We start from the raw sequence: 24319 nt of genomic DNA, 5'->3' as shown, positions 1-24319 counted from the left end.
CCTCGTCGGACTTCCAGTGACCTTCGTGGCTGATCAGGGCGTTTTCGCTTTTCTTGGTAGGAGGCAGGACAAAATAAAGCTTGTTCTAAACAGGCCGAGCAGCTCATACATTGGTACAAACCATGTATGGGAGGAGTCTCTATGGACCAATATTACGATTACAATGGATCATCATACGATAATAAATCCCCTGCAGCACCAGACCATGACATTAAGATGAGAGGAAGAAAATCCCTTGATATCACAGGAGTAAAGCAGGTTGAGAGTTTTGACAACGAGGAATTCCTTTTGGAAACCTCAATGGGGTTCCTTGCAGTACGGGGATATAACTTGAAAATGAAGAACCTGAACCTTGAACAAGGTATGGTTTCAATCGAAGGAAAAGTATTCGACCTTGTTTATCTAGATCAGCAACAGGGAGATAAGGCTAAAGGGTTTTTTAGCAAGCTGTTCAAATGAGTCTGGATGTACAACTTTACACGATTTTAACCATGGTAGGGGGTGGCATCTGGATCGGGATAGCTCTCGATACGTATCAAAGATTCCAAACGGGAAAGAAACGATGGAATTGGTTAAGGTTCATCAATGACATCATTTTCTGGTTCCTCCAAGCTTTGATCATTTTCTATGTTTTACTCCAGATCAACCAGGGTGAACTCCGTGTCATCATCTTCCTGGCCCTCCTTTGCGGATTCGCATGCTATCGAAGCCTGCTTCAGTCTGCTTACAAAAAATTGCTGGAAATCATAATTTCGGTAGTGGTTTGGATCGGAAAAATGATCAAAAACATATTTTATGCTTTTTTTATTCAACCTGTGAAACTCATATTGAATCTCCTTCTTTCCTTGAGTAAAATGATAGGTAGACTTCTTATTTCAATCCCCCTATTCATTGCCGGAATTTTTCTTTTTCCCCTTAAAGTTTTTGGCATTACGGCCTTATTTGAAAAAGTAAGGACCAAAATGATGACAAAGCTAAAGGAAAAAGCAGGAATTTTAAAAAAGCCAACGAATAAGGTGAAAGGATGGATTGGAAAGCTTAGAAGGTAAAGGAGGTTCTGATGGTGCAACGTCATGACAAAGTGACAGCCTTAAACGAAAACTATGTAACTCAAGAAAAGAAGAAACAAGAACGAGCGCGTCGGAGAAAGCAAGGTCTATTGAGACGTTTAACGGTTTTTGGTGTACTTGTCGTCATCATGTTTACCGTCATGATTGCTACCCTGACTTCCCAAGCAGCCCAGATTGCTGAAAAGAAGGAAGAGAAACAAGCAGTCGAACAGCGCCTGGAAGAAGTCAAAGCTGAGAAGGCACAATTAAGTGATGAAGTGAATAAACTACAAGACCCGGATTATATTGGTGAGGTCGCGCGAAGGGATTATAATATGTCTAAACCGGGGGAAACGATCTTCAAACTCCCTGATAACAAAGAAGAGTCACGTTGACCTTGGATTTTAGGGCATGTATAATAAAGTAAATTAGATTTTCATATTTTAAGGAGGAGCAATTTTTACAATGACAATTGAAGTAGGCAGCAAATTAAAGGGAAAAGTATCAGGTATTACCCATTTTGGAGCATTTGTCGAGCTGCCAGATGGTATCACCGGTTTAGTCCACATCAGTGAAGTTGCCGATAATTACGTGAAGGATATTAACGAACATCTTTCCGTTGGAGACGAAGTTGAGGTCAAAGTCATCAATGTAGAATCGGATGGAAAAATCGGACTTTCAATAAAGAAAGCGAAAGATCAACCATCCCGTCCGAGGCAAGACCGCCCGCGCGGAAGGGGAGGTAAGCCCAGACGACCAAGCAATGAATTCGTTTCTTTCGAAGATAAGTTAAGCCGATTCCTGAAGGACAGTGAAGACCGTTTATCCACACTGAAAAGGCAGACTGAATCTAAACGTGGAGGACGTGGAGCCCGCCGGGGATAGTGAAATATCTGCTGCTTACCGATTGTAAGTAAAAATTGCCTTAAATCGGAAAACGCAAGCAAACCTATATATTTAAAACACCTATTGTACCAAAAATGGGTGTTTTTTTATGTGTTTTGAATAATACGATAAGAATTTTTGTTTAGCGAGTATTCTAGAGTCAGAGATATTCACTAGCATCTTTATCTTCAAGATATGATTTGTAACTCATATACAACCAACCCAAAGAAATGTCGAAAAAGTTATTGACGGATTTCTCGATATCTTGTATTATTTTTGTTGTGTCTTTAAAAGCTATTCAATTTTGGCGGTGTAGCTCAGCTGGCTAGAGCGTACGGTTCATACCCGTGAGGTCGGGGGTTCGATCCCCTCCGCCGCTACCATTTAATAGGATGTTATAAAACTACGACGGATAATCGACTAAGGATTTCTTCGTTACACGGATTTTGCGGTTCTCATGTATCAATGACATACACTCCGATCCTCAAATCTGTCGTGCCTCGAACTTTTTCCAATCCGCTGATTTTAAAAAACACGACGAATGATCAACTGCTACAATCAAAAATAAGGCCCCTTGGTCAAGTGGTTAAGACACCGCCCTTTCACGGCGGTAACACGGGTTCGAATCCCGTAGGGGTCACCATATGACAAACGACAACTGTCCCGCTTAAGCATGGACAGTTTTTTAATTTGTAAAGATTTCCGGCCTAAGTATGCGAAAAAGCGACAATGTTTAAGTGTATCTTGAGAGCTTTAGGAGGCCGTTTCAGGAGAAAATCTGGAAATAAGGTACTCATATAAGCTCAATGAGGACGTTTAGACACAAAAACCGGGAAGTAAGGTACTCATATAAGCTCTATGAAGACGTTTAAGAACAAAAACCGGGAAGTAAGGTACTCATATAAGCTCAATGAGGACGTTTAGACACAAAAATCGGGAAATAAGGCACTCATAAGAGCTTTATGAGACCCTGAAAAAACGAAAAAAGGATATTGAGGAACTCAGCAGAGGTTTCCGCCTAGAAAAGGGGTACTCAGAATATCTCCCTATATGCAATCCGAGTTCCACCCATCTCAACTAATGTAGAATCCTCAAATCTTTCACCTTGGTTATGGATACTTCGCCATAATTTTACTTTCGATACCGAATAGCCAGAAAGCATACCGAGCATACAGGCGTACTTCTTCCTATAGAAATGATTCTCGCATCAGTTATCTGAAAATTGAATCTTATTGGCGCTCGACATCGTAACCCGTCGAGAAGTTTTTATCTCTGCATCTGATGGTTTGACAAAAAATTGAAATTCCCTATGTTTTAATAGAAAAACACGAAACTATTAACGAGTGGGGTGGGGTTCATGCAAAAGATAGGATCTGAAAGCGGCCATCTACTTCGGAAAATTGCGATGGTTGAAAGGTTGAAGAAGGGTGTTTCTTTGCAAGTGGAAGGAATTTTCCAAGGTGTTAAACGGTTTCTTCTTCATTGGAGTGTACTATTGTTTTGTACGGGCTTTCTGTTAGGAAGGGCACTTATACTATCAGAGCTGTCTCCATTTGCGCTTCCATTTTTTGGAGCGGTATTATTTCTTAAACGTGAGCGTGCTGGTGTGGCGGCCGTTGCATTATTAGCAGGAGCGCTGACAACGTTTGAGGTAACTGGATTGTTCGTTTCGATCGGTCTGGCAGTTTTCTTCGTCATCCATTCAATTGTTGTGAATTTCATCAAACAATCGTATAAAATTCTACCAATCACGGTTTTTGTTGCTAGTTTCGTCACCCGCATGAGTCTTCTGTCTTTCACATCTGAACCAATTACAACCGGAAACCTTTTAATGGTTGTGATCGAATCTGGGTTAAGCAGCATTTTAGCATTGATTTTCTTGCAAAGTATTCCGCTTCTATCATTAAAAAAGATTCAGCATTCATTGAAAAATGAAGAGATTATATGCTTCATTATTCTTTTAGCTTCTGTCATGACAGGCACGATAGGCTGGCAACTCTATGATTTATCAATTGAACATGTTTTGTCCCGGTACCTTGTTTTAATATTCGCCTTCGTAGGTGGCGCAGCGATTGGATCGACAGTCGGGGTAGTTACAGGCCTTATTCTTGGTCTTGCAAATATTGCGAGTCTTTATCAGATGAGTCTCCTGGCATTCTCAGGTCTATTAGGAGGCCTATTAAAAGAAGGTAGAAAAATCGGGGTGAGTATCGGATTATTCATTGGAACACTGCTTTTGGGATTATATGGTTCAGAGAACGGCCTGCTTGTAACCAGTCTGTTGGAATCCTGTGCAGCAGTAGGATTATTCTTGCTGACGCCGAATAACGCGATCTCTAAAATCTCCCGCTATATACCGGGAACCAAAGAGTATACACAAGAGCAACAGCAGTATCTGCGGAAAGTCCGAGATGTCACAGCGAGTCGTGTAGAGCAGTTTTCCAACCTGTTCCAGGCTTTATCCAACAGTTTTTCCACGGTCAGTGCGACGAGTCTGATCGAAGATGAAGATAAGAGAGAGCTGGATATGTTCCTGGGCAACGTTACAGAAAAGACGTGCCAAAACTGCTTTAAAAAACGACATTGCTGGGTGAATAATTTCGATAAGACGTATGATTTCATGGCCCAAATCATGGCGGAGACGAACCCGCAAGGCAAGTTGAATGATCGCAGGCTGCAAAAGGATTGGGAAAAGCATTGTGTCCGTTCTCAAAAAGTGATTGATACGATTCAATACGAGCTTGGTCAATACCATGCAAACATCAAGTTGAAGCAGCAGGTGAAGGAAAGCAGGCGTCTTGTTGCTGAACAGCTTCATGGTGTTTCACAAGTGATGGACAATTTCGCGAAGGAGATCCAAAGAGAGCGGGAAAACCATCAAGTCCAAGAAGAAAACGTAAAGCAAGCTCTTGATGATATCGGGCTTGAAGTCGGAAATATAGAAATCTATTCTCTAGATAAAGGTAGTATCGATATCGAAATGAGTATTCCGTATTGTAATGGACGTGGAGAATCAGAAAAAGTTATCGCCCCATTATTGTCGGACATATTAGATGAAACAATCGTAGTAAAAGAGGAAGAGTGTGCAGCCTATCCTAATGGTTATTGCCATGTCGTATTCCGTTCTTCGCAAAACTTTGTCATCGAAACAGGGATGGCGAGTGCTGCCAAGGGAGGTGCATGGCTTTCCGGAGATAGTCATTCCACGATAGAGCTTGGAGCAGGAAAGCATGCAGTTGCGATCAGTGATGGAATGGGTAACGGGGAACGTGCCCATTCGGAAAGCAATGAAACATTGAAACTGCTTCAGAAAATCCTTCAATCCGGTATAGATGAAACGACAGCGATCAAGTCCGTAAATTCAATTCTATCACTGCGAACGACAGACGAAATCTTTTCGACACTTGACCTTGCTATGATCGATCTACAGGATGCTACAGTACGCTTTTTAAAAATCGGTTCCAGTCCAAGCTTCGTAAAACGAGGTGATCAAGTGAGGATGATCGAGGCAAGCAACCTGCCGATGGGCATCATTGAAGATTTTGATGTTGATGTTGTCAGTGATCAGTTGAAGGCGGGTGATTATCTGATCATGATGAGTGATGGAATCTATGAAGGGCCGAAGAATGTTGAGAATAAAGATGCATGGATCAAGAGAAAAATACGGGAAATCAATTCGGATGATCCGCAAATCATTGCCGACCTTCTATTAGAAGAAGTGATCAGAGCCGATTCCGGACAGATTGAAGATGATATGACCGTTGTCGTAACAAAGATCAATCGAAACATCCCGAAATGGTCGACCATTCCACATCAGCAGAAGAAGGTACGAAAGCAAGCGTAGTCTATCAAATCTAGTATAAATCCCCTCTACCTTGACTATCATGGTAATAACAAAATTCGAGAGGGGATTTTTGGCATGAATAAGGGTACATTACGGCAAATTCTATTAATAACAGACGGGTGTTCGAATCACGGTGAAGATCCAGTCGCCATTGCCGCTCTGGCAAGAGAAAAAGGGATTGCAATCAATGTTATCGGGATTCTATCTCAAAATGAGGCCTATGGCGAACATGGTTTGAAAGAAGTTGAAGATATTGCGATGAGCGGTGGAGGGGTCAGTCAAATCGTGTACGCGACCCAACTCGCACAAACTGTCAAAATGGTGACACAGAAGGCGATGACACAAACCATACATGGGATGATCAACAAGGAACTGACACAGATTCTCGGTGATGAGCAGCAAATGGAAGATTTGCCTCCTGAAAAACGTGGCCAGGTCATGGAGGTCGTCGATGAAATCGGGGAGACTGTCAATCTTGAAGTATTGATCCTGGTCGATATTTCCGCAAGCATGGATGATAAACTCCCGACCGTACAAGAATCATTGATCGATTTATCTATCTCCTTAAATTCAAGGACAGGTAACAATCAATTTTCGATTTATGCATTTCCTGGCAAAAAACAGTCCATTGAAAAACTGCAGGATTGGACGCCGCAGCTTGATACATTGGCGAAGACCTTCAAGAAAATTTCCACAGGCGGGATCACACCAACAGGGCCTGCACTGAAAGAAGCTCTTGGGCTCTTTTCAGATAAACGATCTAAGCGGAAACTGCTAGGTGATTATGATGAATACGTCGAAGAATCAGGAAGTTAATGTACCGATCGGATCAATTATTTCTGGAAAATGGAACCAGAAGCAATATTTAATCCTCCGTGAACTAGGATCGGGGGCGACAGGAACGGTCTATCTTGCAAAATATGATCAAAGTAAGGTTGCTGTCAAGGTAAGTCGCGATACACTTTCGATTACCTCTGAAGTGAATGTGCTCAAACATTTATCGAAGGTCCAGGGGAAGACACTTGGACCTTCTTTTATCGAGATGGATGATTGGGTGACGTCTTCAGGGACGGTACCTTTCTATGTAATGGAATATGTGCAAGGTGAATCATTATTCGTGTTTATGAGACAGCGTAAAGATGAATGGTTCGGCATCCTCCTTTTACAGCTTTTGGGCGATCTGGCAGAGCTTCATAATGCCGGATGGGTATTCGGTGACCTTAAACCTGATAATTTGCTCATTTCAGGTCCTCCTCCGAAAATTCGTTGGCTCGATGTTGGCGGAACCACGATGGTAGGAAGGGCGGTGAAAGAATATACAGAGTTTTTCGATCGGGGTTTTTGGGGGATGGGTTCTAGACGGGCGGAGCCGTCTTACGACCTTTTTGCAGTTGGAATGATCATTATGAACTATGCTTATCCGAAGCGTTTTGATAAAAAAGAGGGTGGATGGACCCAATTAAAAAAACTAATCGATCGGAATCGTATATTAGGAAAATATCGACCGATCCTCTATAAGGTTTTCCATGGGCAATATCAAAATGCGATTGACATGAGGCAGGATTTACTGGAGCTTTATTCGGGGAAATCAGCAGCGAAAACAACCAATACGCCCACAGGAAAACCAGCCGCACAAGCCTATCAACAATCGCAGTCTGGACGTGCAGGGCGTACCCAGCAAAAGAAAATCAAAAAACGCCGTCATTTCATGGAAACCGTGCTTATTTTCATATTCCTGTTTGTCTTTTATGTCGTTTACTTGATGGGGCAGACTTTGTAAAGTTCCCCTAGTAGGGAAACATTGACATCCTTAACTCCTTCTTCTATGATGGCAGTGATTTTCTTTTTTCAAGCTGCATTAAATTACACCTATCTATTGAAGGGGATCATTCCATGTTCGAAGCAGTTGATCAATTTGTCCGACAAAACAAACTTTTTACTGAGGGTGCTACGGTCGTCATCGGCGTTTCCGGAGGTCCTGATTCGATGGCTTTGCTTGATTATTTCATGAAAAAGCGGACCCGGATGGATTTGCAACTCGTTGTTGCACACGTGGATCATATGTTCCGAGGGAAGGAATCGGCTGAGGATGCTGATTTTGTGCAACAATACTGTATATCACATGGCATATCTATTGAACGGATTCAAAAAAACCTTCCGTTATATATAGAGCGAACTGGAGAGTCGCCTCAACAGGCAGCACGAAGAGTACGTTATGAATTCTTTGCAGCTGTCATGCAGCAGTACGATGCTGAGTGTTTGGCCCTTGCACACCATGGGGATGACCAAATTGAAACGATGTTGATGAACATGGTGAGAGGAGCAGGACATGGAGGGCTTTCAGGCATTCCAGTGGCAAGGTTTTTCTCAACTGGTCGAATTATCCGTCCATTTCTAGGAATAACGAAGGACGAACTTGTACATTATTGTAAAGACGAAAATATTCCTTATCGGATCGATCCTAGTAATATGAGTGACAAATATAAACGGAACCGTTTCAGAGAAAATGTCCTCCCTTTCTTGAAAGAAGAAAACCCGGCTGTACACGAAAAATTCCAACAGCTGAGTGACCGTTTGAAAGAGGACGAGGATTACCTTCATAAACAAACGGAAAAGGGACTTGTAAACGTTATTCTGCAAAAGTGTGACAAAGAATTGACATTGTCTGTACCAGGCTTTCTGAAGATGGCAATTCCTTTACAAAGAAGAGGGATTCATCTAATATTAAACTATCTTTATCAATCGGATCCGAGCAATATTACGTCTAGTCATATCAAGGATTGCATACGATTGATGAAGTCGGAAAACCCTTCTGGAACCATACATTTACCAGGTGGTCTGTTCTCAAGACGAGAGTATGACAAATGTGTATTCACGTTTCAGCAGCCAGAGGATGATCATTCATATTCATATCAATTGGAATTAGGCCGAATGTATGAATTGCCTGTAGGGAAACTCATCTTCAGTTCCTTAGATCGGAACGCTGGCTATAGGGAGGGTAAAAATCAGTTCATCTTCCAACCTTCTCAACTTCAATTACCACTATTCGTACGAACTCGAGAAGAAGGGGACCGGCTCCATCCTGCTGGAATAAAGGGGTCTAAGAAGGTGAAAGATGTGTTCATTGATGCGAAATTGCCAAAGCAGCTGAGGGATAGTTGGCCTATTGTTACTGACTCTTCTGGAAAGATTCTCTGGATACCAGGAGTGAAGCATGCAGATATAGGGCCAGCTGATGGTACCGACGATCAATGGATGTCTCTATATTTTCAAAATACCAGGCATGAGGTCTAGGAGGAATACATACTTATGAGAAGTGATATGCAGGAGATCTTGATTTCAGAAGATGAAATCCAAACGAAGGTGCATGAGCTCGCATCTCAACTATCAGATGAATACAGAGACCGTTTTCCACTCGTAATCGGTGTATTAAAAGGAGCACTGCCTTTCATGGCTGATCTTGTAAAACGTATGGATATCCATGTGGAACTTGATTTCATGGATGTATCAAGCTATGGGAATTCTACCGTGTCTTCTGGTGAGGTAAAGATCATCAAGGATTTGAATACCTCGATTGAAGGCCGGGATATCTTGATCGTAGAAGACATCATAGACAGCGGGTTGACTCTCAATTATTTAGTAGAGTTGTTCAAGCACCGTAAAGCGAAGTCGATCAAGATTGTCACTTTGCTGGATAAACCGACTGGAAGGAAAGTCGATTTGAAACCGGATACCGCCGGATTTGTCGTACCGGATGCGTTCGTAGTAGGGTATGGATTGGACTTTGCGGAACGATATCGGAACCTGCCCTACATCGGTGTATTAAAACCAGAAATCTACCAAGGCCAATGAGTTGTGAATTAGTGAACACATATGATACTATAAATTATGATTTGCTCGTATGCGAGAGGAGGTAAGGGATGAATCGCATCTTCAGAAATACAATATTTTATTTGCTAATATTCCTTGTCGTTGTCGGGATTGTCAGTTTTTTCAATGGCAACAACAACGACGTTAAACAATTAAGATACGATCAATTCACTGAAGCTCTACAAAAAGGTGAAGTAGAGTCTCTTACAATGCAGCCAAAGAACCAGGTACTGGTCCTTCAAGGTAAACTGACGGGTTATAACGATCAAACGTCATTTACAACGAACATTCCGCCTGAGATGAGCAGGGATGTCCTAACTCAGTTGGAAGAGGCTAATGTTGAGATAGATGTTAAAGAAGCAGAGGGAACGAGCGGTTGGGTAACCTTCTTTACTTCCATTATTCCGTTTGTCATCATATTCATTTTATTCTTCTTCCTTCTTAATCAAGCTCAGGGCGGCGGCAGCCGTGTCATGAATTTTGGTAAAAGTAAGGCGAAGCTATACAGTGAAGAAAAGAAAAAAGTCACATTCAAAGACGTAGCCGGCGCAGATGAAGAGAAGCAAGAATTGATCGAGGTCGTCGAATTCTTGAAAGATCCTCGTAAATTCGCTTCACTCGGTGCCCGTATTCCTAAGGGTGTCCTGCTGGTAGGACCTCCAGGAACAGGTAAGACATTGCTGGCTCAAGCTGTAGCTGGTGAAGCTGGGGTTCCGTTCTTCTCAATCAGTGGTTCTGATTTCGTTGAGATGTTTGTCGGTGTCGGGGCTTCCCGTGTCCGTGATTTATTTGAAAACGCTAAGAAAAACTCACCTTGTATCATTTTCATTGATGAAATTGATGCTGTAGGTCGTCAGCGTGGTGCAGGACTAGGTGGAGGTCACGATGAGCGTGAACAAACCTTGAACCAGTTGCTTGTTGAAATGGATGGTTTCAGTGCAAACGAAGGAATCATCATCGTAGCGGCTACGAACAGACCAGATATTCTAGACCCTGCATTATTGCGACCAGGTCGTTTTGACCGTCAAATTCCAGTCGGCCGACCTGATGTCAAAGGCCGTGAAGAAGTACTTAAAGTACACGCTCGGAACAAACCTTTAGCAGAATCAGTCGACATAAAAACGATCGCAATGCGAACTCCAGGATTCTCCGGTGCTGATCTTGAGAACCTGTTGAATGAAGCAGCCCTTGTCGCTGCCCGTCAAAATAAAAAGAAAATCGATATGGAAGATATTGATGAAGCAACAGATCGTGTTATTGCTGGTCCTGCTAAGAAAAGCCGTGTCATTTCTCAAAAGGAAAAAAACATCGTTGCTTATCACGAAGCAGGGCATACAATTATCGGTCTAGTGCTTGATAATGCAGAAGTTGTCCATAAAGTCACAATCGTTCCTCGCGGTCAGGCTGGCGGATATGCTGTAACCTTGCCGAAGGAAGATCGTTATTTCATGACGAAACCAGAATTGGTGGATAAAATCACTGGATTGCTTGGGGGACGTGTTGCAGAAGAAATCACGTTCAATGAATCAAGTACTGGAGCAAGTAATGACTTCCAGCGAGCGACAAGCATTGCCCGCCGGATGGTTACTGAGTTCGGAATGAGTGAAAAGCTTGGTCCAATGCAATTCGGTCAGGGACAAGGCGGAAATGTATTCCTTGGCCGTGACATCCAAAATGAACAAAACTACAGTGATGCAATTGCTCATGAAATCGATCTTGAAACTCAAAAGATCATCAAGGAAGCGTATGACCACTGTAAGGAAATCCTAGTCCAACACCAGGATAAATTGAATTTGGTTGCTGAGACGTTGAAAAAAGTTGAGACACTTGACAGCGAACAAATCAAATCCCTTTTCAAAACAGGTCAAATGCCTGAGGGATTCGAATATCCGAAGGAGGAGACCGAGTCCTCTGAGGATGATGTAAAAGTCAACATCACAAAGAAGGATGAGAATGCTTCTGAGGACGATTCTGATTCAGAGAATAAAGAATAATATATCATCGAAAAGATGCCCATAACGAGGGGCATCTTTTTCTTTGCTAAAAAATCATTCATTCTTTCCTATCGCCTAACCACTTGAATCACTTCAGACCTCCTGCGGCGGCAACGGCCTCCTCGTCGTCTTCCAGTGGCCTGCGTGACTAAGCGGGTCGCTTCCGCTTTTCGGATAAGGAGTCAATTTCGAAAAAATCATAGTAAAGTAATAGGATATGAGCCTGGGTGGGAAAGCATTTCCACTCAGGCTTTTTTGGCGTGTTTTCATGGGGTGATTGTGTTATAACTAAAGATAGAATTTGTATAGATAGTGGGGAATGACATGATTTTAGTAATGGATGTAGGGAATACAAATATCGTGCTTGGAATTTATGAAGGGGATGACCTCAAATATCATTGGCGTGTTGGTACGAGCCGAAAAAAATCTGAAGATGAATATGGAATGTTCATATCAAGTTTATTGACACATGTTGAGCTTGATTTTAATGACATTGATGGGATCATCCTTTCATCAGTTGTACCTCCACTGATGTTTCCACTTGAAAAAATGTGTGAGAAGTACTTTAATCTAAAGCCGCTCATCATAGGACCGGGAATCAAGACCGGATTGAACATAAAGACTGAAAATCCGAGGGAAGTTGGTGCCGATCGTATCGTCAATGCTGTTGCAGCATTACATGAATACGATACACCGCTGATCATTGTCGATTTTGGTACCGCGACCACGTATTGCTATATCGATAAAAACAAAAACTATTTAGGCGGTGCGATTTCACCAGGGATCAGTATCTCTACTGAAGCCCTTTATACCCATGCAGCCAAGCTGCCTCGGATCGAGATCATGAAATCAGACCACATTATAGGGAAAAATACAGTAAGTGCCATGCAAGCCGGTATTTTTTATGGATATGTCGGGCAAGTAGAAGGCATTGTCAATCGAATGAAAATGCAAGCTGAAGAGGAACCATTGGTTATAGCGACAGGCGGCCTGGCCGGGCTGATCGGCGAGGAATCTTCCGTCATCGATCTGGTCGATCCTTTCCTTACATTGAAAGGATTGCAATTGATTTATCACAAGAATACAGAACTTCATTAAGGAAGGAGATTCTACATGTCCGACTACTTAGTAAAAGCATTAGCCTTTGATGGGAATATCCGGGCATATGCAGTGGATACAACAGAAATGGTCAGTGAAGCACAACGGCGCCAAAAAACTTTGCCGACAGCTTCTGCAGCACTTGGGCGTGCAATGAGCGCTTCTACCATGATGGCTTCGATGTTGAAAAGCGACAGCAACAAGTTGACCGTAAAGATTGAAGGGGGTGGACCAATCGGAGCCCTAATTGTGGACTCGAACGCCAAAGGGGAAACAAGAGGTTATGTTTCAAATCCGAACGTCCATTTTGACTTGAACAAGCATGGAAAGCTGGATGTAGCGCGTGCCGTCGGGAAAAACGGACACCTATCCGTCGTTAAAGATCTAGGGATGCGGGAAAACTTTACCGGCCAAGTCCCCTTAGTATCAGGGGAATTGGGGGAAGATTTCACGTACTATTTTGTATCTTCTGAACAAATTCCTTCTGCTGTGGCCGTTGGTGTCCTTGTGAATCCTGATAATTCGATTCTCGCTTCTGGAGGGTTCGTCATCCAAGTGATGCCTGGTGCACAGGAAGAAATGATCACGTTCATCGAAAAAAGATTGGAGAATACCGATCCTGTTTCGAAGATGATCGATGCAGGTGATCCACCTGAACAATTGTTATATAACGTGCTAGGTGAAGAAAATGTTCAAATCTTATCTAAATCACCTGTTTCATTTTCTTGCAGCTGTTCGAGGGAGCGTTTTGCAGATGCTATCGTCAGTCTTGGTGAAGAGGAAATTCAAGATATGATCATCGAGGATGGTAAAGCAGATGCCAATTGTCATTTCTGCAATGAAACGTATCATTATACGAAAGAGGATTTAGAAGCGCTTCTTGAGGAAGCTCGTAGGGTGAAGAATGGATGAACCGAAAAATTTTAATCGGTGTGATTGTTTTACTTCTAATCACGAACATCGGATCGATCATTTTTTTTGCCAAAATCAGTAGTGATGCTTCAGGTGGTAAAGGGGGAAACCTCCTTATGGATCTTTCAGGCAGTGTAGCTCAAATCGGGGATGAATCCATTTCTGAAAATGAGTGGATCGACATGCTGAAGAAAAGGTATGGCAAAGATGTATTGAAGCAAATGATCGACAAAAAGGTTGTAGAGCAGCTTGCCGATAAACATGGTATTACTGTATCGGATGAGGAGCTGACTCGTGAAATCGAACTGTATCAAAGGATGGTCGGGGCTGGAGCGGATGCCCATGAACACCCCGACATCCAGGCAATGGACGGTAAACAGTTGAAGGAAGAAATCGAGCATGCCATCCTTTTGGAAGAATTGATCACGAAAGATGTCATCATTAAAGAGGATGATCTGCGTAAATATTATCAAGAGAATCAACATCTTTACGACCTTAAACCGCTGTATCAAATCTCTCAGATCATTGTGAAGACAGAAGAGGAGGCGAAACAAGTACTAGAGGAGCTTGAAAATGGTTCTTCTTTTTCAACACTTGCAAGAGAGAGGTCGATCGATGAGTTTTCAGGTCCTAGTGGAGGGGCGATGGGATGGGTCGATACTTCCAGTAATTATGTTGAACCAGCCTATTTTGATGTTATTACGGAACTCGAAAAAGGGAAATGGAGCGGCCCCATTCAAACAGAGGATGGATACGGAATCGTGCTGCTGCATGATATGAAACCTGGAAACAAATACGAATTTGATGAAGTGAAAAGCCAGATTAGAAGACAATTAGCCATCCAACAAATGGACACGACTTTCGAACCAGAGCAGCTATGGAAGGAACTGGGCGTCAAATGGGAGTACGATTAATCTCATTAATTGAATTAAAATTCTGATAATGGTATTATAGATTTAGTGTTATTCCTATGAAAATACTAGGAATTAAAGGATTTAAAGGAGTGAAAGGGATGAGAGTAGGAAATTCCATTGTTGATTTAATTGGAGAAACACCGATTGTCAAACTGAACCGGTTGACAGGGGAGAATGATGCAGACGTTTACTTAAAATTAGAATTCATGAATCCTGGAAGCAGTGTGAAAGATCGGATTGCAAAAGCGATGATTGAAGCGGCTGAGAAAGACGGTGCACTGAAAGCTGGAGATACGATCATCGAGCCAACTAGTGGAAATACCGGAATCGGACTTGCGATGGTCGGGGCAGCTAAAGGATATCCCACTATACTTGTCATGCCGGACACAATGAGCATGGAACGTCGAAATCTCCTTCGCGCTTATGGAGCAGAGCTCGTCCTGACACCTGGAGCTGAAGGGATGAAGGGCGCAATCGCTAAAGCGGAAGAGCTTTCAAAAGAACATGGCTATTTCATGCCACAGCAATTTATGAACAAAGCGAATCCAGAAGTTCATAAAAATACTACTGGAAAAGAAATTGTTGAACAAATGGGTGATCAGTTAGATGCGTTTGTTTCCGGGATCGGAACAGGAGGAACGATCACAGGCGCTGGTCAAGTCCTAAAAGAGAAATATCCATCAATCAAACTTTATGCAGTAGAACCGAAGGACTCACCTGTACTATCAGGCGGTAAACCAGGACCTCATAAAATTCAAGGAATCGGTGCAGGGTTTGTGCCATCCATCTTGGATACCTCCCTTTATGATGAAGTATTGACGATTTCAACAGAGGAATCGTTTGAGTTTGCGCGGAAAGCAGCGAGAGAAGAAGGTCTGCTAGGAGGGATTTCTTCTGGGGCAGCTATTGCAGCTGCATTAAAAGTCGCGAAAGAACTTGGAAAAGGTAAAAAGGTGCTTGCGATCATCCCGAGTAATGGAGAACGCTACCTCAGCACACCGCTTTACCAATTTGAAGAAGAATAGAGATCAGGACTGAAGGCTGACGAGTTGTCGGCCTTTTTTTCGTTTTCAGGCGTTTTTGGATGTCAGGCTAAAGGCCCCCAAAAAGTCCTCCGGATCCCCCGCGGATTGTAAAGAACTGGAGACTGTTTTTGCGTGTCATACTACCTTCGTTCATGTACAATGAAAGAGGAAATTGAAGGTAGGAGAGGACTTCCATGCAACAGAAAAGAGTGCGGTTTACGAAGACTATTAACGATTATCCAAGAGATTGGTTTGATCGATATAAAAATATAAGTTCGAATGAATGTCACCATGTCCTTTTGGAAAGCGGCCGAGGTGGAAGATACCATATAATCGGTATTACTCCTTCAGCAGTGTTGACTGGTAAAGGACATGAACTGGTGATCCGATCAAAACTCGGAACAGAAACTAAAGAGGGAGATTTGCTCAACCTCGTCCACGAGTTTTTGCAGACATACCAGGTTGTCAACGGATCTGAAGAAACAGACCTGCCTGATTTTAAAGGTGGAGCGATCGGCTATGTCAGCTATGACGTCGCACGCCAGATTGAAAAGCTGCCAAACGGGACGATTGACGATTTACAGATGCCCGATGTCTATTTCATGATTTTTGAAGACTTCCTTGTAATCGATAAAAAGCTGAACAAGCTTACGTTTGTGACACACGTCCCTGAAGAGGAACGCAAGGCTGGTCTCACTAAACTTGAGGGGATGAAGAAACGGTGGATCGTAGAGAGTGAACAGGTGGATTCCGCTGCTGGGGCTTTCCAAAAGCTAGAATCTGAGGAATTACGGTATTCAATGGATGAAGAGCAGTTCAAGTCGGCTGTGCGTCAGATTCAGGAATACATCCGCAGCGGTGATGTATTCCAGGTGAACTTATCGGTTCGACAATCGAAGCCTTTGCAATCTGCTCCAATCGACATTTATAAGCACTTACGAGATTTTAACCCATCGCCATATATGGGATTTTTCCATACACCGGGGTTTCAGCTCGTCAATGGATCACCCGAACTGCTTGTCAAAAAGAAAAATGACCGTGTCAGTACGAGACCGATTGCCGGGACGAGATCGAGAGGGAAAGATCCTGCAGAAGATGCGGCACTTGCAAAGACATTGATCGAGAACGAAAAGGAGCGGGCAGAACATGTGATGCTCGTAGATCTGGAACGGAATGATTTGGGGCGGGTATGCCGATATGGAACAGTCGAAGTGGATGAATTCATGGTGATTGAAAAGTATTCCCACGTCATGCATATCGTTTCGAATGTAAAAGGAGAAATCCGTCCTGACCGGAATACCGTCGACTTGATCCGTGCGGCATTTCCAGGAGGTACGATCACAGGGGCTCCGAAAGTGCGGACGATGGAAATCATTGAAGAGCTTGAACCTGTCAGAAGAGGTGTATATACCGGCTCAATCGGATGGATCGGGTTTGATGGAGATACAGAGCTTAATATTGCGATCCGTACGATGATTTGTAAGGATGGCATTGCTCATGTCCAGGCTGGTGCTGGAATTGTCATCGACTCTGAACCGAAAGCGGAATTCAAGGAAAGTCTGAAAAAAGCAAAAGCATTATGGCATGCAAAAGAACTTAGCGAACGAGAAAGAATGAAGAAGGTGTAAACCCATGATAGTCATGATTGATAATTACGACTCGTTTACCTATAATCTCGTCCAATATTTAGGCGAACTTGGGAAAGAACTGATCGTCAGGCGTAATGATGAAATAACGATACAAGAAATTGAAGACCTGGTTCCGAGTTACTTGATGATATCCCCTGGCCCGTGCAGTCCAAATGAAGCAGGAATCAGCCTGGCAGCAATCGAACATTTTGCCGGTAAAATTCCGATCCTCGGTGTTTGCCTTGGGCATCAGTCGATTGCGCAAGTATTTGGAGGCAACGTCGTCCGCGCTGAACGCTTGATGCATGGCAAGACCTCACCGATCCGGCATGATGGCAAAACCCTTTATGAAGGATTATGTGAGGAAATTATCGCGACCCGATATCATTCCTTGATCGTTGAACGCGAGACGCTGCCCGACTGTCTCGAAATCACGGCAGAAACAGCGGAAGGTGAAATAATGGGCATACGCCATAAATCATTGCCGATCGAAGGGGTTCAATTCCATCCTGAATCGATTATGACGGCTGATGGGAAGCAGCTTTTGCGAAATTTTATGAATAGCTATGGACGTGAAATGGCATGTACATCTACTTGAATGGGGAATATGTAAGAGATAGAGATGCTGTGATTTCACCTTTCGATTACGGGTACTTATATGGAATTGGTGTATTTGAAACCTTTCGAATTTATAATGGACGTCCTTTTTTGTTAGAAGAGCATTTGGAGAGAATGAACAATGCATTACGTAATATTGCTATACGGAAGACAGTCGGGAAAACAGAAGTGGAAAACATCCTCAGTAAGCTTCTCCAATTGAATGGATGGACAAATGCGTCAATCCGCCTTAACATATCAGCTGGCCCAGGTGCCCCGGCATTAGGGACGCTCGAGTTCGTCGAACCGACGATCATGGTATATGGCGGAGCGTTGTCTAATGCACCTGAAACGTTACAGGATAAAGAAGCGAAAGTGTTAAGGATTTCGCGTAATACACCTGAAGGTCCAATACGCTGGAAATCCCATCACTTTTTAAATAACCTTCTTGGCAAACAGGAATTGAACAACCATGGAATTGAAGGGATTTTCCTTACGAAAGAAGGGTATGTTGCTGAAGGGGTGACCTCGAACTTATTTTGGCAGAAGGATGAGACTCTCTATACACCTTCAGTGGATACTGGCATTTTAAACGGGATCACAAGACAATATGTCCTTGCAATTTGCAAAAAGCTGGGGATCCGCGTGCAAACCGGCGAATTCACAATTGACCATTTACTCGAGGCTGATGAATGCTTCATGACGAATTCAGTCCAAGAGGTCATAGCCATCAGTAAGATTGATGGTAAATCTTATCGAGGGAAGAGCGGAAGGACCACGAACGAATTGTTCGAACGTTACAAAGCGGATCGTAACAAGTTATGAACACACTAGAAAGGATTTTTATCAATGAAACATAACCCGATTTTCATATATCCGAAAAATGAAACAGAGGCGATGAACGAACTGATGTCTGTTGGGGCGAAAATCGAAAGCGTACGACGGAAACGGTTGATCGAAAGCAAAACGGTCATCCGTGTCGAAGAGCTGCCTTTGAAAACGGCCTGGCAGATGAAGCAGACGATGTTATCGCATGGGCAGGATTGTATCATCCATGAAGACGCTGAACAGCTCGAGGTGGAACAGACCCATGCGCTTATCCTTGGCAACCCTTATGGAATTGAGAGTGCTGTGAAGCAATTGCTTGATAGTGACTTGCAGGATATCGTCCAGTTAGGTTCTGAGATCGATCAACTCTTGAAGTCAGAGGATATGAAACATCAGTCATGGATGATCCAATTCCGCGATACAACTGTCGACCTCAATGATCGGACAAGGATCATGGGGATATTGAACGTTACACCGGATTCTTTTTCAGATGGAGGGAACTATGATTCACTCGATCGCGCAGTAGACCACGCCAAAGCGATGGTCGATGCTGGAACTGACATCATTGATATTGGAGGGGAATCTACACGCCCTGGAGCTGACATAGTGACTGTTGAACAGGAATTGGAACGAGTGGTTCCGATCATAAAGGCGGTAAGAGAAGCGGTTGATGTGCCTATTTCCATTGATACGTATAAAGCGGAAGTAGCAAAGCAAGCGATCGAAGCAGGTGCGGATATCATCAATGATGTATGGGGAGCAAAAGCAGACTCGAAAATGGCGCAAGTCGCAGCAGACTATCAAGTGCCGATCATTCTGATGCATAACAGGGAGGACAAGAATTACGAGCACTTGATGGCGGATATCGCCAGGGATTTGAGAGAGAGTATTGACCTTGTGAAAGAGGCAGGTGTGAAAGATGAAAACATCATCTTGGACCCAGGCATAGGCTTTGCAAAAACTTATGAGGACAATCTCGATGTCATGTCGAATCTAGAGGTGTTAACGACACTCGGTTACCCGGTGATACTAGGAACCTCCCGTAAATCATTCATTGGACGCGTTCTTCAGACAGAAACGAATGAACGGATGGAAGGAACCGGGGCCACGACTTGCCTTGGTATTCAGAAAGGCTGCCAACTTGTACGTGTGCATGATGTGCTGGAAAATAAGCGAATGGCAATGATGATGGATGCGATGTTAATGAAGAAGGGAGCGGTTCAAAATGGATAAGATCTATATCAATAACATGAAATTTTACGGTTATCACGGTGTATATCCTGAAGAACAAAAGCTTGGACAACGCTTCAATGTCGATCTTGTGCTTGAATGCGACCTCACAGAATCAGCAAAATCAGATGACATCGAGAGTACCGTCGATTACGGACAAGCATATGAACTGACAAAAGAACTGGTAGAAGGAGAACCAAGGAAATTGGTTGAAAAGCTGACAGAAGAGATTGCACAGGCGGTCCTTGAAAAATTTGAGATGGTTTTAACGTGCACAGTCAAAGTCATTAAGCCGGACCCGCCGATTCCGGGTCACTATGATTCTGTTGCGATCGAAATCAAGAGGTCCAGATGATGAATGATGTTTACGTTGCCTTAGGCTCCAATATCGGGGATCGTCAAAGCTTTTTGGATAGCGCCCTGAAAGAGATCGACCGACTTGAAGGAACGCATGTCGAAAAGATATCCTCCATTTATGAGACAGAACCAGTAGGATATAAAGATCAGGAAGCCTTTTTGAACATGGTCGCAAAGGTTCAGACAGTGCTGTCACCAAATGAATTACTCGACAAGCTCCAATCGATTGAACACGCTTTAAAGCGTACACGTGAGATACACTGGGGTCCACGTACAATAGACCTTGACATTTTATTGTATAATCAAGAGAATATACAAACAGAAGAACTAAAAATTCCACACCCAAGAATGCTCGATAGGGGATTTGTGATGATTCCGCTTTATGAGCTGCAACCAGATTTGCATTTTCCACATACGGATAAAAACTTTTCGACGATCATCGAAGAGCGAATTGACAAAAAAGGAGTAAACGTATGGAAGCGGAACAATGGGGGAGGCGGATCCGGGCTTTTCGAAAATTGAAAGGCTACACACAAGAAGGACTCGCCGGAAAAATGAACATATCCGTTTCGATTCTCGGTGAAATAGAACGTGGAAACCGAAAACCGGATCAAGCTCAAATCCACAAAGTCGCAGAGACTCTTGATATATCAGTAGAAGAACTTTCTCCTGAGAAAGTACAACATTTAAAGTAAAGAGGTGAAGAAGATGTTTCAGATCGGTGACATCAAACTGAATAATCGTGTCGTGCTTGCCCCGATGGCAGGTGTCTGTAACCCAGCCTTTCGTCTGATAGCAAAAGAATTTGGTGCAGGCCTTGTTTGTGCAGAAATGGTCAGTGACAAAGGAATTTTGCATAAAAATGATAAAACGATGAGGATGCTCTATGTAGATGACCGGGAAAAGCCGCTCAGTCTACAAATCTTCGGTGGTGAGAAAGAATCCCTTGTAGAAGCCGCCAAATATGTTGATGATTATACGAATGCAGATATCATTGACATCAACATGGGTTGTCCAGTTCCTAAAATCACTAAGTGTGATGCGGGAGCGAAATGGTTGTTGGATCCACAAAAAATCTACGACATGGTCTCGGCCGTCGTACCTGAGGTGAAAAAACCTGTTACAGTGAAAATGCGTATGGGTTGGGATGAGGATCATATCCTCGCTGTCGAGAATGCGCAGGCGATCGAGGAAGCAGGCGGTAAAGCCGTTGCACTGCACGGCCGTACAAGGGTACAAATGTATGAAGGTAAAGCCAATTGGGATATCATCCGTGATGTGAAGGAGTCTGTCTCCGTTCCGGTCATCGGAAATGGCGATGTAACCACACCACAGGATGCAAAACGTATGCTTGAAACGACTGGTTGTGATGCGGTCATGATCGGACGCGGCGCACTTGGAAATCCTTGGATGCTTTATCGTACGGTCCAGTACCTTGAAACAGGAGAGCTGCATGGCGATCCGACACCACGTGAAAAAATGAAGGTGTGTATGCTGCACCTTGATCGCTTGATTTCCCTGAAAGGTGAGGACGTCGCAATCAAAGAAATGCGTAAACATGCAGCGTGGTATTTAAAAGGACTGCCGAAAAACGCAAAAGTCCGAAACCAAATTATGGAACTCGAATCCCGTGATCTTATGGAACAAGTCCTTATGGATTATGTAGAAGAAGTAGAAGCTAAACAAGTTAAAGTAGGATAACAGTGTTCTCTTAGAGAATACTGTTTACATACCTCTTGGTGTCTGCACATGAATACCTATTGATTAGGAGGATGAGTATGAGTAAAGAACGAACCAGACTCACGAGTGAAGGCATCAAGATGTTAGCAACGGAATTGATCGATGTTTATGAAGGCAGGAAGACCCCTTTCGGAAATGCTTCTTCAATGAATGAAGAGGAAGAGCGATTTTACAAACAACGGATCACCGACCTGGAACAACTTTTATATTCTGCTGAACCCATCCCGGAAAACAAAATGAGCGAAACGGTCACCCTCGGATCAATGGTGACGCTTTTCGATCCTTTTTTAGATGAAATTGAAACATATAAACTCGTACACCCCGTTGAAGCTTCACCGTTACGAAAATACATTTCCGTCGAATCAATCCTGGGAAGAGAGCTTCTTTTAAGGAAAAAAGGCGATGATGTTCGTATAACGCTATATGGGGATACGATTCGTTATAACATTCTAGATGTGAAATAGGTAATTTTAGGAGTGATAGAGATGAGTCAAGACGTCGAATTAAATGACCAGCTGCTCGTTCGGCGAGAGAAATTGAACACATTACGAAACCTTGGGATTGATCCATTCGGACAACGGTTCGATCGTACACATACTGCAGAATCGATGGTAAAAAGTTTCGGAGAGGTTTCTAAGGAAGACCTGACAGAACAAAACCACGAAGTAACCCTTGCAGGTCGCATTATGACAAAGCGCGGAAAAGGAAAAGCCGGCTTTGCCCATATCCAGGATTTGACCGGGCAAATTCAACTTTATGTACGGAAAGACGCAGTGGGAGAAGAACAATACGACTTGTTCAACTCGATTGACATCGGTGATATTGTTGGAGTCAAAGGAGTAGCGTTCAAAACGAAGGTAGGGGAACTTTCTGTAAAAGTGACAGACTTTTTCTTGTTGTCGAAAGCCCTCCGTCCACTGCCAGACAAGCACCATGGTTTAAAAGATATCGAGCAGCGCTATCGTCAGCGTTATGTCGACCTGATCATGAACCCAGAAGTTAAGGATACGTTCATCACTCGCAGCAAAATCCTTCAATCAATGAGAAGGTACCTTGATGACAATGGCTACCTGGAGGTGGAAACACCGACAATGCACTCGATCCCTGGTGGGGCATCGGCACGTCCATTCATCACCCACCACAACTCCCTTGATATGGAGCTTTATATGCGTATTGCCATCGAACTTCATTTAAAGCGATTAATTGTCGGCGGAATGGAAAAAGTATATGAAATCGGTCGTGTATTCCGGAATGAAGGTGTATCCACTCGCCATAACCCGGAATTTACGATGATGGAGCTTTATGAGGCTTACGCGGATTATAACGATATCATGACGTTGACAGAGAATCTTATCGCCCATGTTGCACAAGAAGTTCTCGGCACAACGACGATCACCTACGGGGACGATGAAGTAGATCTCAAACCAGAATGGACACGTCTTCATATGGTTGACGCAGTCAAAGAACACACAGGTGTTGATTTCTGGAAGGAAATGAGTGACGAAGAAGCACGTGCCCTTGCTAAAGAACATAAAGTTCCGATTCAGGAAACGATGTCAGTCGGTCATGTCGTCAATGAATTCTTCGAACACTTCGTTGAAGAGAAGCTTATCCAGCCTACCTTCGTTTATGGTCATCCCGTTGCGATTTCTCCGTTGGCGAAGAAAAATGCTGACGACCCACGATTTACGGATCGTTTCGAACTCTTCATCGTCGGGCGTGAACATGCTAATGCCTTTACCGAACTCAATGATCCGATCGATCAACGGGAGCGGTTTGAAGGTCAATTGAAAGAACGTGAAGAAGGAAACGATGAAGCACATATGATGGACGAGGATTTCATCGAGGCGCTAGAATATGGACTTCCTCCGACGGGCGGACTTGGAATCGGGATCGATCGACTCGTGATGTTGTTGACGAATTCGCCATCGATCAGGGATGTTCTGCTTTTCCCTCAAATGAGAAATAAATAGAATGCTTTTTAGACAGGGCTGATCTTTACGATTGGATCGGACCCTGTTTTTATTTTTGTTCTTCAATTGCTCTGAAATGAATCGATAAAGTTATTTTTGAAAAATGTATTGAATGAAACTCAAAAAGATGGTATATTATTTTTCGTCGTTGGAAAAACTGTTTTCGCGACAACACACGATAAAACTCTTTGTTGACATCGGCAAAGTGGTGTGGTACATTAATAAAGTCGCCAATAAGCGACAAAAACAAAAATGGTTGGATAAAAACAAACCATTAGCTCTTTGAAAACTGAACAAAAGCCAAGCGTGAAACGGGTCTTTTTTAAAAAGAACCCAAAATCAATTTCGATTTACATTTAATGAGCAATCAAACAA

General features: G+C 43.2%; 24 protein-coding genes and 2 tRNA genes. All 26 read left to right on the top strand.

The window, feature by feature from the left end:
* Positions 1 to 141: 141 nt before the first annotated feature.
* The 26 genes from yabP to lysS all read left to right on the top strand — a co-directional run bounded on the left by yabP (position 142) and on the right by lysS (position 23944).
* Complete coding sequence (yabP, locus tag L1611_RS19610) at positions 142 to 459, top strand: sporulation protein YabP (protein WP_225066943.1); 318 nt, start codon at positions 142 to 144, stop codon at positions 457 to 459.
* The gene (gene yabQ, locus L1611_RS19605; RefSeq protein WP_236315364.1) at positions 456 to 1049 is read left to right on the top strand and encodes a spore cortex biosynthesis protein YabQ; all 594 of its coding nucleotides are present in this window, start codon (positions 456 to 458) and stop codon (positions 1047 to 1049) included. The genes yabP and yabQ overlap by 4 nt, the downstream gene beginning before the upstream one ends.
* 14 nt (positions 1050 to 1063) lie before the next feature.
* On the top strand, positions 1064 to 1444 hold the full coding sequence (locus L1611_RS20850; RefSeq protein ID WP_236315363.1) for an FtsB family cell division protein: 381 nt from the start codon (positions 1064 to 1066) through the stop codon (positions 1442 to 1444).
* A 70-nt stretch (positions 1445 to 1514) separates the two neighbouring features.
* A complete protein-coding gene (locus L1611_RS19595) occupies positions 1515 to 1934 on the top strand; it encodes a S1 domain-containing RNA-binding protein (protein WP_236315362.1) in 420 nt (139 codons plus the stop codon).
* Positions 1935 to 2240: 306 nt separating this feature from the next.
* Positions 2241 to 2317: transfer RNA gene (locus L1611_RS19590), tRNA-Met, on the top strand.
* Between the two features lie 185 nt (positions 2318 to 2502).
* A tRNA-Glu gene (locus tag L1611_RS19585) sits at positions 2503 to 2577 on the top strand.
* Between the two features lie 714 nt (positions 2578 to 3291).
* On the top strand, positions 3292 to 5778 hold the full coding sequence (gene spoIIE, locus L1611_RS19580) for a stage II sporulation protein E (RefSeq protein WP_236315361.1): 2487 nt from the start codon (positions 3292 to 3294) through the stop codon (positions 5776 to 5778).
* 75 nt (positions 5779 to 5853) lie between these two features.
* Positions 5854 to 6594 carry a VWA domain-containing protein gene (locus L1611_RS19575; protein WP_236315360.1) on the top strand — a complete coding sequence of 247 codons (741 nt, stop codon included), beginning with the start codon at positions 5854 to 5856 and terminating at the stop codon, positions 6592 to 6594.
* On the top strand, positions 6566 to 7558 hold the full coding sequence (locus L1611_RS19570) for a protein kinase domain-containing protein (protein WP_322972587.1): 993 nt from the start codon (positions 6566 to 6568) through the stop codon (positions 7556 to 7558). Before L1611_RS19575 ends, L1611_RS19570 begins: the two co-directional genes overlap by 29 nt.
* Before the next feature lie 113 nt (positions 7559 to 7671).
* A complete protein-coding gene (gene tilS / locus L1611_RS19565; protein WP_236315359.1) occupies positions 7672 to 9072 on the top strand; it encodes a tRNA lysidine(34) synthetase TilS in 1401 nt (466 codons plus the stop codon).
* Positions 9073 to 9087: 15 nt separating this feature from the next.
* Positions 9088 to 9630 (top strand): hypoxanthine phosphoribosyltransferase, encoded by a 543-nt coding sequence (gene hpt, locus L1611_RS19560; protein ID WP_225066935.1) that lies wholly within the window; start codon positions 9088 to 9090, stop codon positions 9628 to 9630.
* Between the two features lie 68 nt (positions 9631 to 9698).
* Positions 9699 to 11642, top strand: coding sequence for an ATP-dependent zinc metalloprotease FtsH (ftsH, locus tag L1611_RS19555; RefSeq protein WP_236315358.1), 1944 nt, complete (start codon positions 9699 to 9701; stop codon positions 11640 to 11642).
* A 324-nt stretch (positions 11643 to 11966) separates the two neighbouring features.
* Positions 11967 to 12740 carry a type III pantothenate kinase gene (locus tag L1611_RS19550; RefSeq protein WP_236315357.1) on the top strand — a complete coding sequence of 258 codons (774 nt, stop codon included), beginning with the start codon at positions 11967 to 11969 and terminating at the stop codon, positions 12738 to 12740.
* 15 nt (positions 12741 to 12755) lie between these two features.
* The gene (hslO, locus tag L1611_RS19545; protein WP_236315356.1) at positions 12756 to 13652 is read left to right on the top strand and encodes an Hsp33 family molecular chaperone HslO; all 897 of its coding nucleotides are present in this window, start codon (positions 12756 to 12758) and stop codon (positions 13650 to 13652) included.
* Positions 13649 to 14566, top strand: coding sequence for a peptidyl-prolyl cis-trans isomerase (locus L1611_RS19540; protein ID WP_236315355.1), 918 nt, complete (start codon positions 13649 to 13651; stop codon positions 14564 to 14566). The genes hslO and L1611_RS19540 overlap by 4 nt, the downstream gene beginning before the upstream one ends.
* 98 nt (positions 14567 to 14664) lie before the next feature.
* Positions 14665 to 15591 carry a cysteine synthase A gene (gene cysK / locus L1611_RS19535; RefSeq protein ID WP_236315354.1) on the top strand — a complete coding sequence of 309 codons (927 nt, stop codon included), beginning with the start codon at positions 14665 to 14667 and terminating at the stop codon, positions 15589 to 15591.
* A 194-nt stretch (positions 15592 to 15785) separates the two neighbouring features.
* The gene (gene pabB / locus L1611_RS19530) at positions 15786 to 17219 is read left to right on the top strand and encodes an aminodeoxychorismate synthase, component I (protein ID WP_236315353.1); all 1434 of its coding nucleotides are present in this window, start codon (positions 15786 to 15788) and stop codon (positions 17217 to 17219) included.
* A gap of 4 nt (positions 17220 to 17223) precedes the next feature.
* Positions 17224 to 17817: an aminodeoxychorismate/anthranilate synthase component II gene (gene pabA / locus L1611_RS19525; protein WP_236315352.1), complete on the top strand. Its 594-nt coding sequence runs from the start codon at positions 17224 to 17226 to the stop codon at positions 17815 to 17817.
* Positions 17802 to 18641, top strand: coding sequence for an aminodeoxychorismate lyase (gene pabC, locus L1611_RS19520; protein ID WP_236315351.1), 840 nt, complete (start codon positions 17802 to 17804; stop codon positions 18639 to 18641). Before pabA ends, pabC begins: the two co-directional genes overlap by 16 nt.
* Positions 18642 to 19028: 387 nt before the next feature.
* Positions 19029 to 19877, top strand: coding sequence for a dihydropteroate synthase (gene folP, locus L1611_RS19515; RefSeq protein ID WP_236315396.1), 849 nt, complete (start codon positions 19029 to 19031; stop codon positions 19875 to 19877).
* Positions 19870 to 20229, top strand: coding sequence for a dihydroneopterin aldolase (gene folB / locus L1611_RS19510; protein ID WP_236315350.1), 360 nt, complete (start codon positions 19870 to 19872; stop codon positions 20227 to 20229). The genes folP and folB overlap by 8 nt, the downstream gene beginning before the upstream one ends.
* Positions 20226 to 20753: a 2-amino-4-hydroxy-6-hydroxymethyldihydropteridine diphosphokinase gene (folK, locus tag L1611_RS19505; protein WP_236315349.1), complete on the top strand. Its 528-nt coding sequence runs from the start codon at positions 20226 to 20228 to the stop codon at positions 20751 to 20753. The genes folB and folK overlap by 4 nt, the downstream gene beginning before the upstream one ends.
* A complete protein-coding gene (locus L1611_RS19500) occupies positions 20705 to 20926 on the top strand; it encodes a helix-turn-helix domain-containing protein (RefSeq protein WP_225066924.1) in 222 nt (73 codons plus the stop codon). Before folK ends, L1611_RS19500 begins: the two co-directional genes overlap by 49 nt.
* A 13-nt stretch (positions 20927 to 20939) precedes the next feature.
* Positions 20940 to 21932, top strand: a complete 993-nt coding sequence (gene dusB, locus L1611_RS19495; RefSeq protein WP_236315348.1) for a tRNA dihydrouridine synthase DusB — start codon at positions 20940 to 20942, stop codon at positions 21930 to 21932.
* A 77-nt stretch (positions 21933 to 22009) separates the two neighbouring features.
* Complete coding sequence (locus tag L1611_RS19490; RefSeq protein WP_236315347.1) at positions 22010 to 22435, top strand: GreA/GreB family elongation factor; 426 nt, start codon at positions 22010 to 22012, stop codon at positions 22433 to 22435.
* A gap of 21 nt (positions 22436 to 22456) precedes the next feature.
* Positions 22457 to 23944 (top strand): lysine--tRNA ligase, encoded by a 1488-nt coding sequence (gene lysS / locus L1611_RS19485; protein ID WP_236315346.1) that lies wholly within the window; start codon positions 22457 to 22459, stop codon positions 23942 to 23944.
* Positions 23945 to 24319 lie beyond the last annotated feature (375 nt).

Origin of the sequence: Pseudalkalibacillus salsuginis (assembly GCF_021646685.1) — a bacterium.
In the GTDB taxonomy this organism is placed as follows: Bacteria; Bacillota; Bacilli; order Bacillales; family Fictibacillaceae; genus Pseudalkalibacillus; species Pseudalkalibacillus salsuginis.
This window is presented reverse-complemented; position numbering and strand designations above follow the sequence as displayed.

Bases quoted from the DNA above. Each gene is read 5' to 3' on its own strand.
- folK (WP_236315349.1), top strand. From the start codon at position 20,226: ATGATGAATGATGTTTACGTTGCCTTAGGCTCCAATATCGGGGATCGT.
- pabA (WP_236315352.1), top strand. From the start codon at position 17,224: ATGATAGTCATGATTGATAATTACGACTCGTTTACCTATAATCTCGTC.
- L1611_RS19500 (WP_225066924.1), top strand. From the start codon at position 20,705: ATGGAAGCGGAACAATGGGGGAGGCGGATCCGGGCTTTTCGAAAATTG.
- dusB (WP_236315348.1), top strand. From the start codon at position 20,940: ATGTTTCAGATCGGTGACATCAAACTGAATAATCGTGTCGTGCTTGCC.
- L1611_RS19575 (WP_236315360.1), top strand. From the start codon at position 5,854: ATGAATAAGGGTACATTACGGCAAATTCTATTAATAACAGACGGGTGT.
- yabP (WP_225066943.1), top strand. From the start codon at position 142: ATGGACCAATATTACGATTACAATGGATCATCATACGATAATAAATCC.
- lysS (WP_236315346.1), top strand. From the start codon at position 22,457: ATGAGTCAAGACGTCGAATTAAATGACCAGCTGCTCGTTCGGCGAGAG.
- spoIIE (WP_236315361.1), top strand. From the start codon at position 3,292: ATGCAAAAGATAGGATCTGAAAGCGGCCATCTACTTCGGAAAATTGCG.
- hpt (WP_225066935.1), top strand. From the start codon at position 9,088: ATGAGAAGTGATATGCAGGAGATCTTGATTTCAGAAGATGAAATCCAA.
- hslO (WP_236315356.1), top strand. From the start codon at position 12,756: ATGTCCGACTACTTAGTAAAAGCATTAGCCTTTGATGGGAATATCCGG.
- L1611_RS19550 (WP_236315357.1), top strand. From the start codon at position 11,967: ATGATTTTAGTAATGGATGTAGGGAATACAAATATCGTGCTTGGAATT.
- ftsH (WP_236315358.1), top strand. From the start codon at position 9,699: ATGAATCGCATCTTCAGAAATACAATATTTTATTTGCTAATATTCCTT.
- L1611_RS19490 (WP_236315347.1), top strand. From the start codon at position 22,010: ATGAGTAAAGAACGAACCAGACTCACGAGTGAAGGCATCAAGATGTTA.
- yabQ (WP_236315364.1), top strand. From the start codon at position 456: ATGAGTCTGGATGTACAACTTTACACGATTTTAACCATGGTAGGGGGT.
- folB (WP_236315350.1), top strand. From the start codon at position 19,870: ATGGATAAGATCTATATCAATAACATGAAATTTTACGGTTATCACGGT.
- pabC (WP_236315351.1), top strand. From the start codon at position 17,802: ATGTACATCTACTTGAATGGGGAATATGTAAGAGATAGAGATGCTGTG.
- L1611_RS19540 (WP_236315355.1), top strand. From the start codon at position 13,649: ATGAACCGAAAAATTTTAATCGGTGTGATTGTTTTACTTCTAATCACG.
- L1611_RS19595 (WP_236315362.1), top strand. From the start codon at position 1,515: ATGACAATTGAAGTAGGCAGCAAATTAAAGGGAAAAGTATCAGGTATT.
- tilS (WP_236315359.1), top strand. From the start codon at position 7,672: ATGTTCGAAGCAGTTGATCAATTTGTCCGACAAAACAAACTTTTTACT.
- cysK (WP_236315354.1), top strand. From the start codon at position 14,665: ATGAGAGTAGGAAATTCCATTGTTGATTTAATTGGAGAAACACCGATT.
- folP (WP_236315396.1), top strand. From the start codon at position 19,029: ATGAAACATCAGTCATGGATGATCCAATTCCGCGATACAACTGTCGAC.
- pabB (WP_236315353.1), top strand. From the start codon at position 15,786: ATGCAACAGAAAAGAGTGCGGTTTACGAAGACTATTAACGATTATCCA.
- L1611_RS19570 (WP_322972587.1), top strand. From the start codon at position 6,566: ATGAATACGTCGAAGAATCAGGAAGTTAATGTACCGATCGGATCAATT.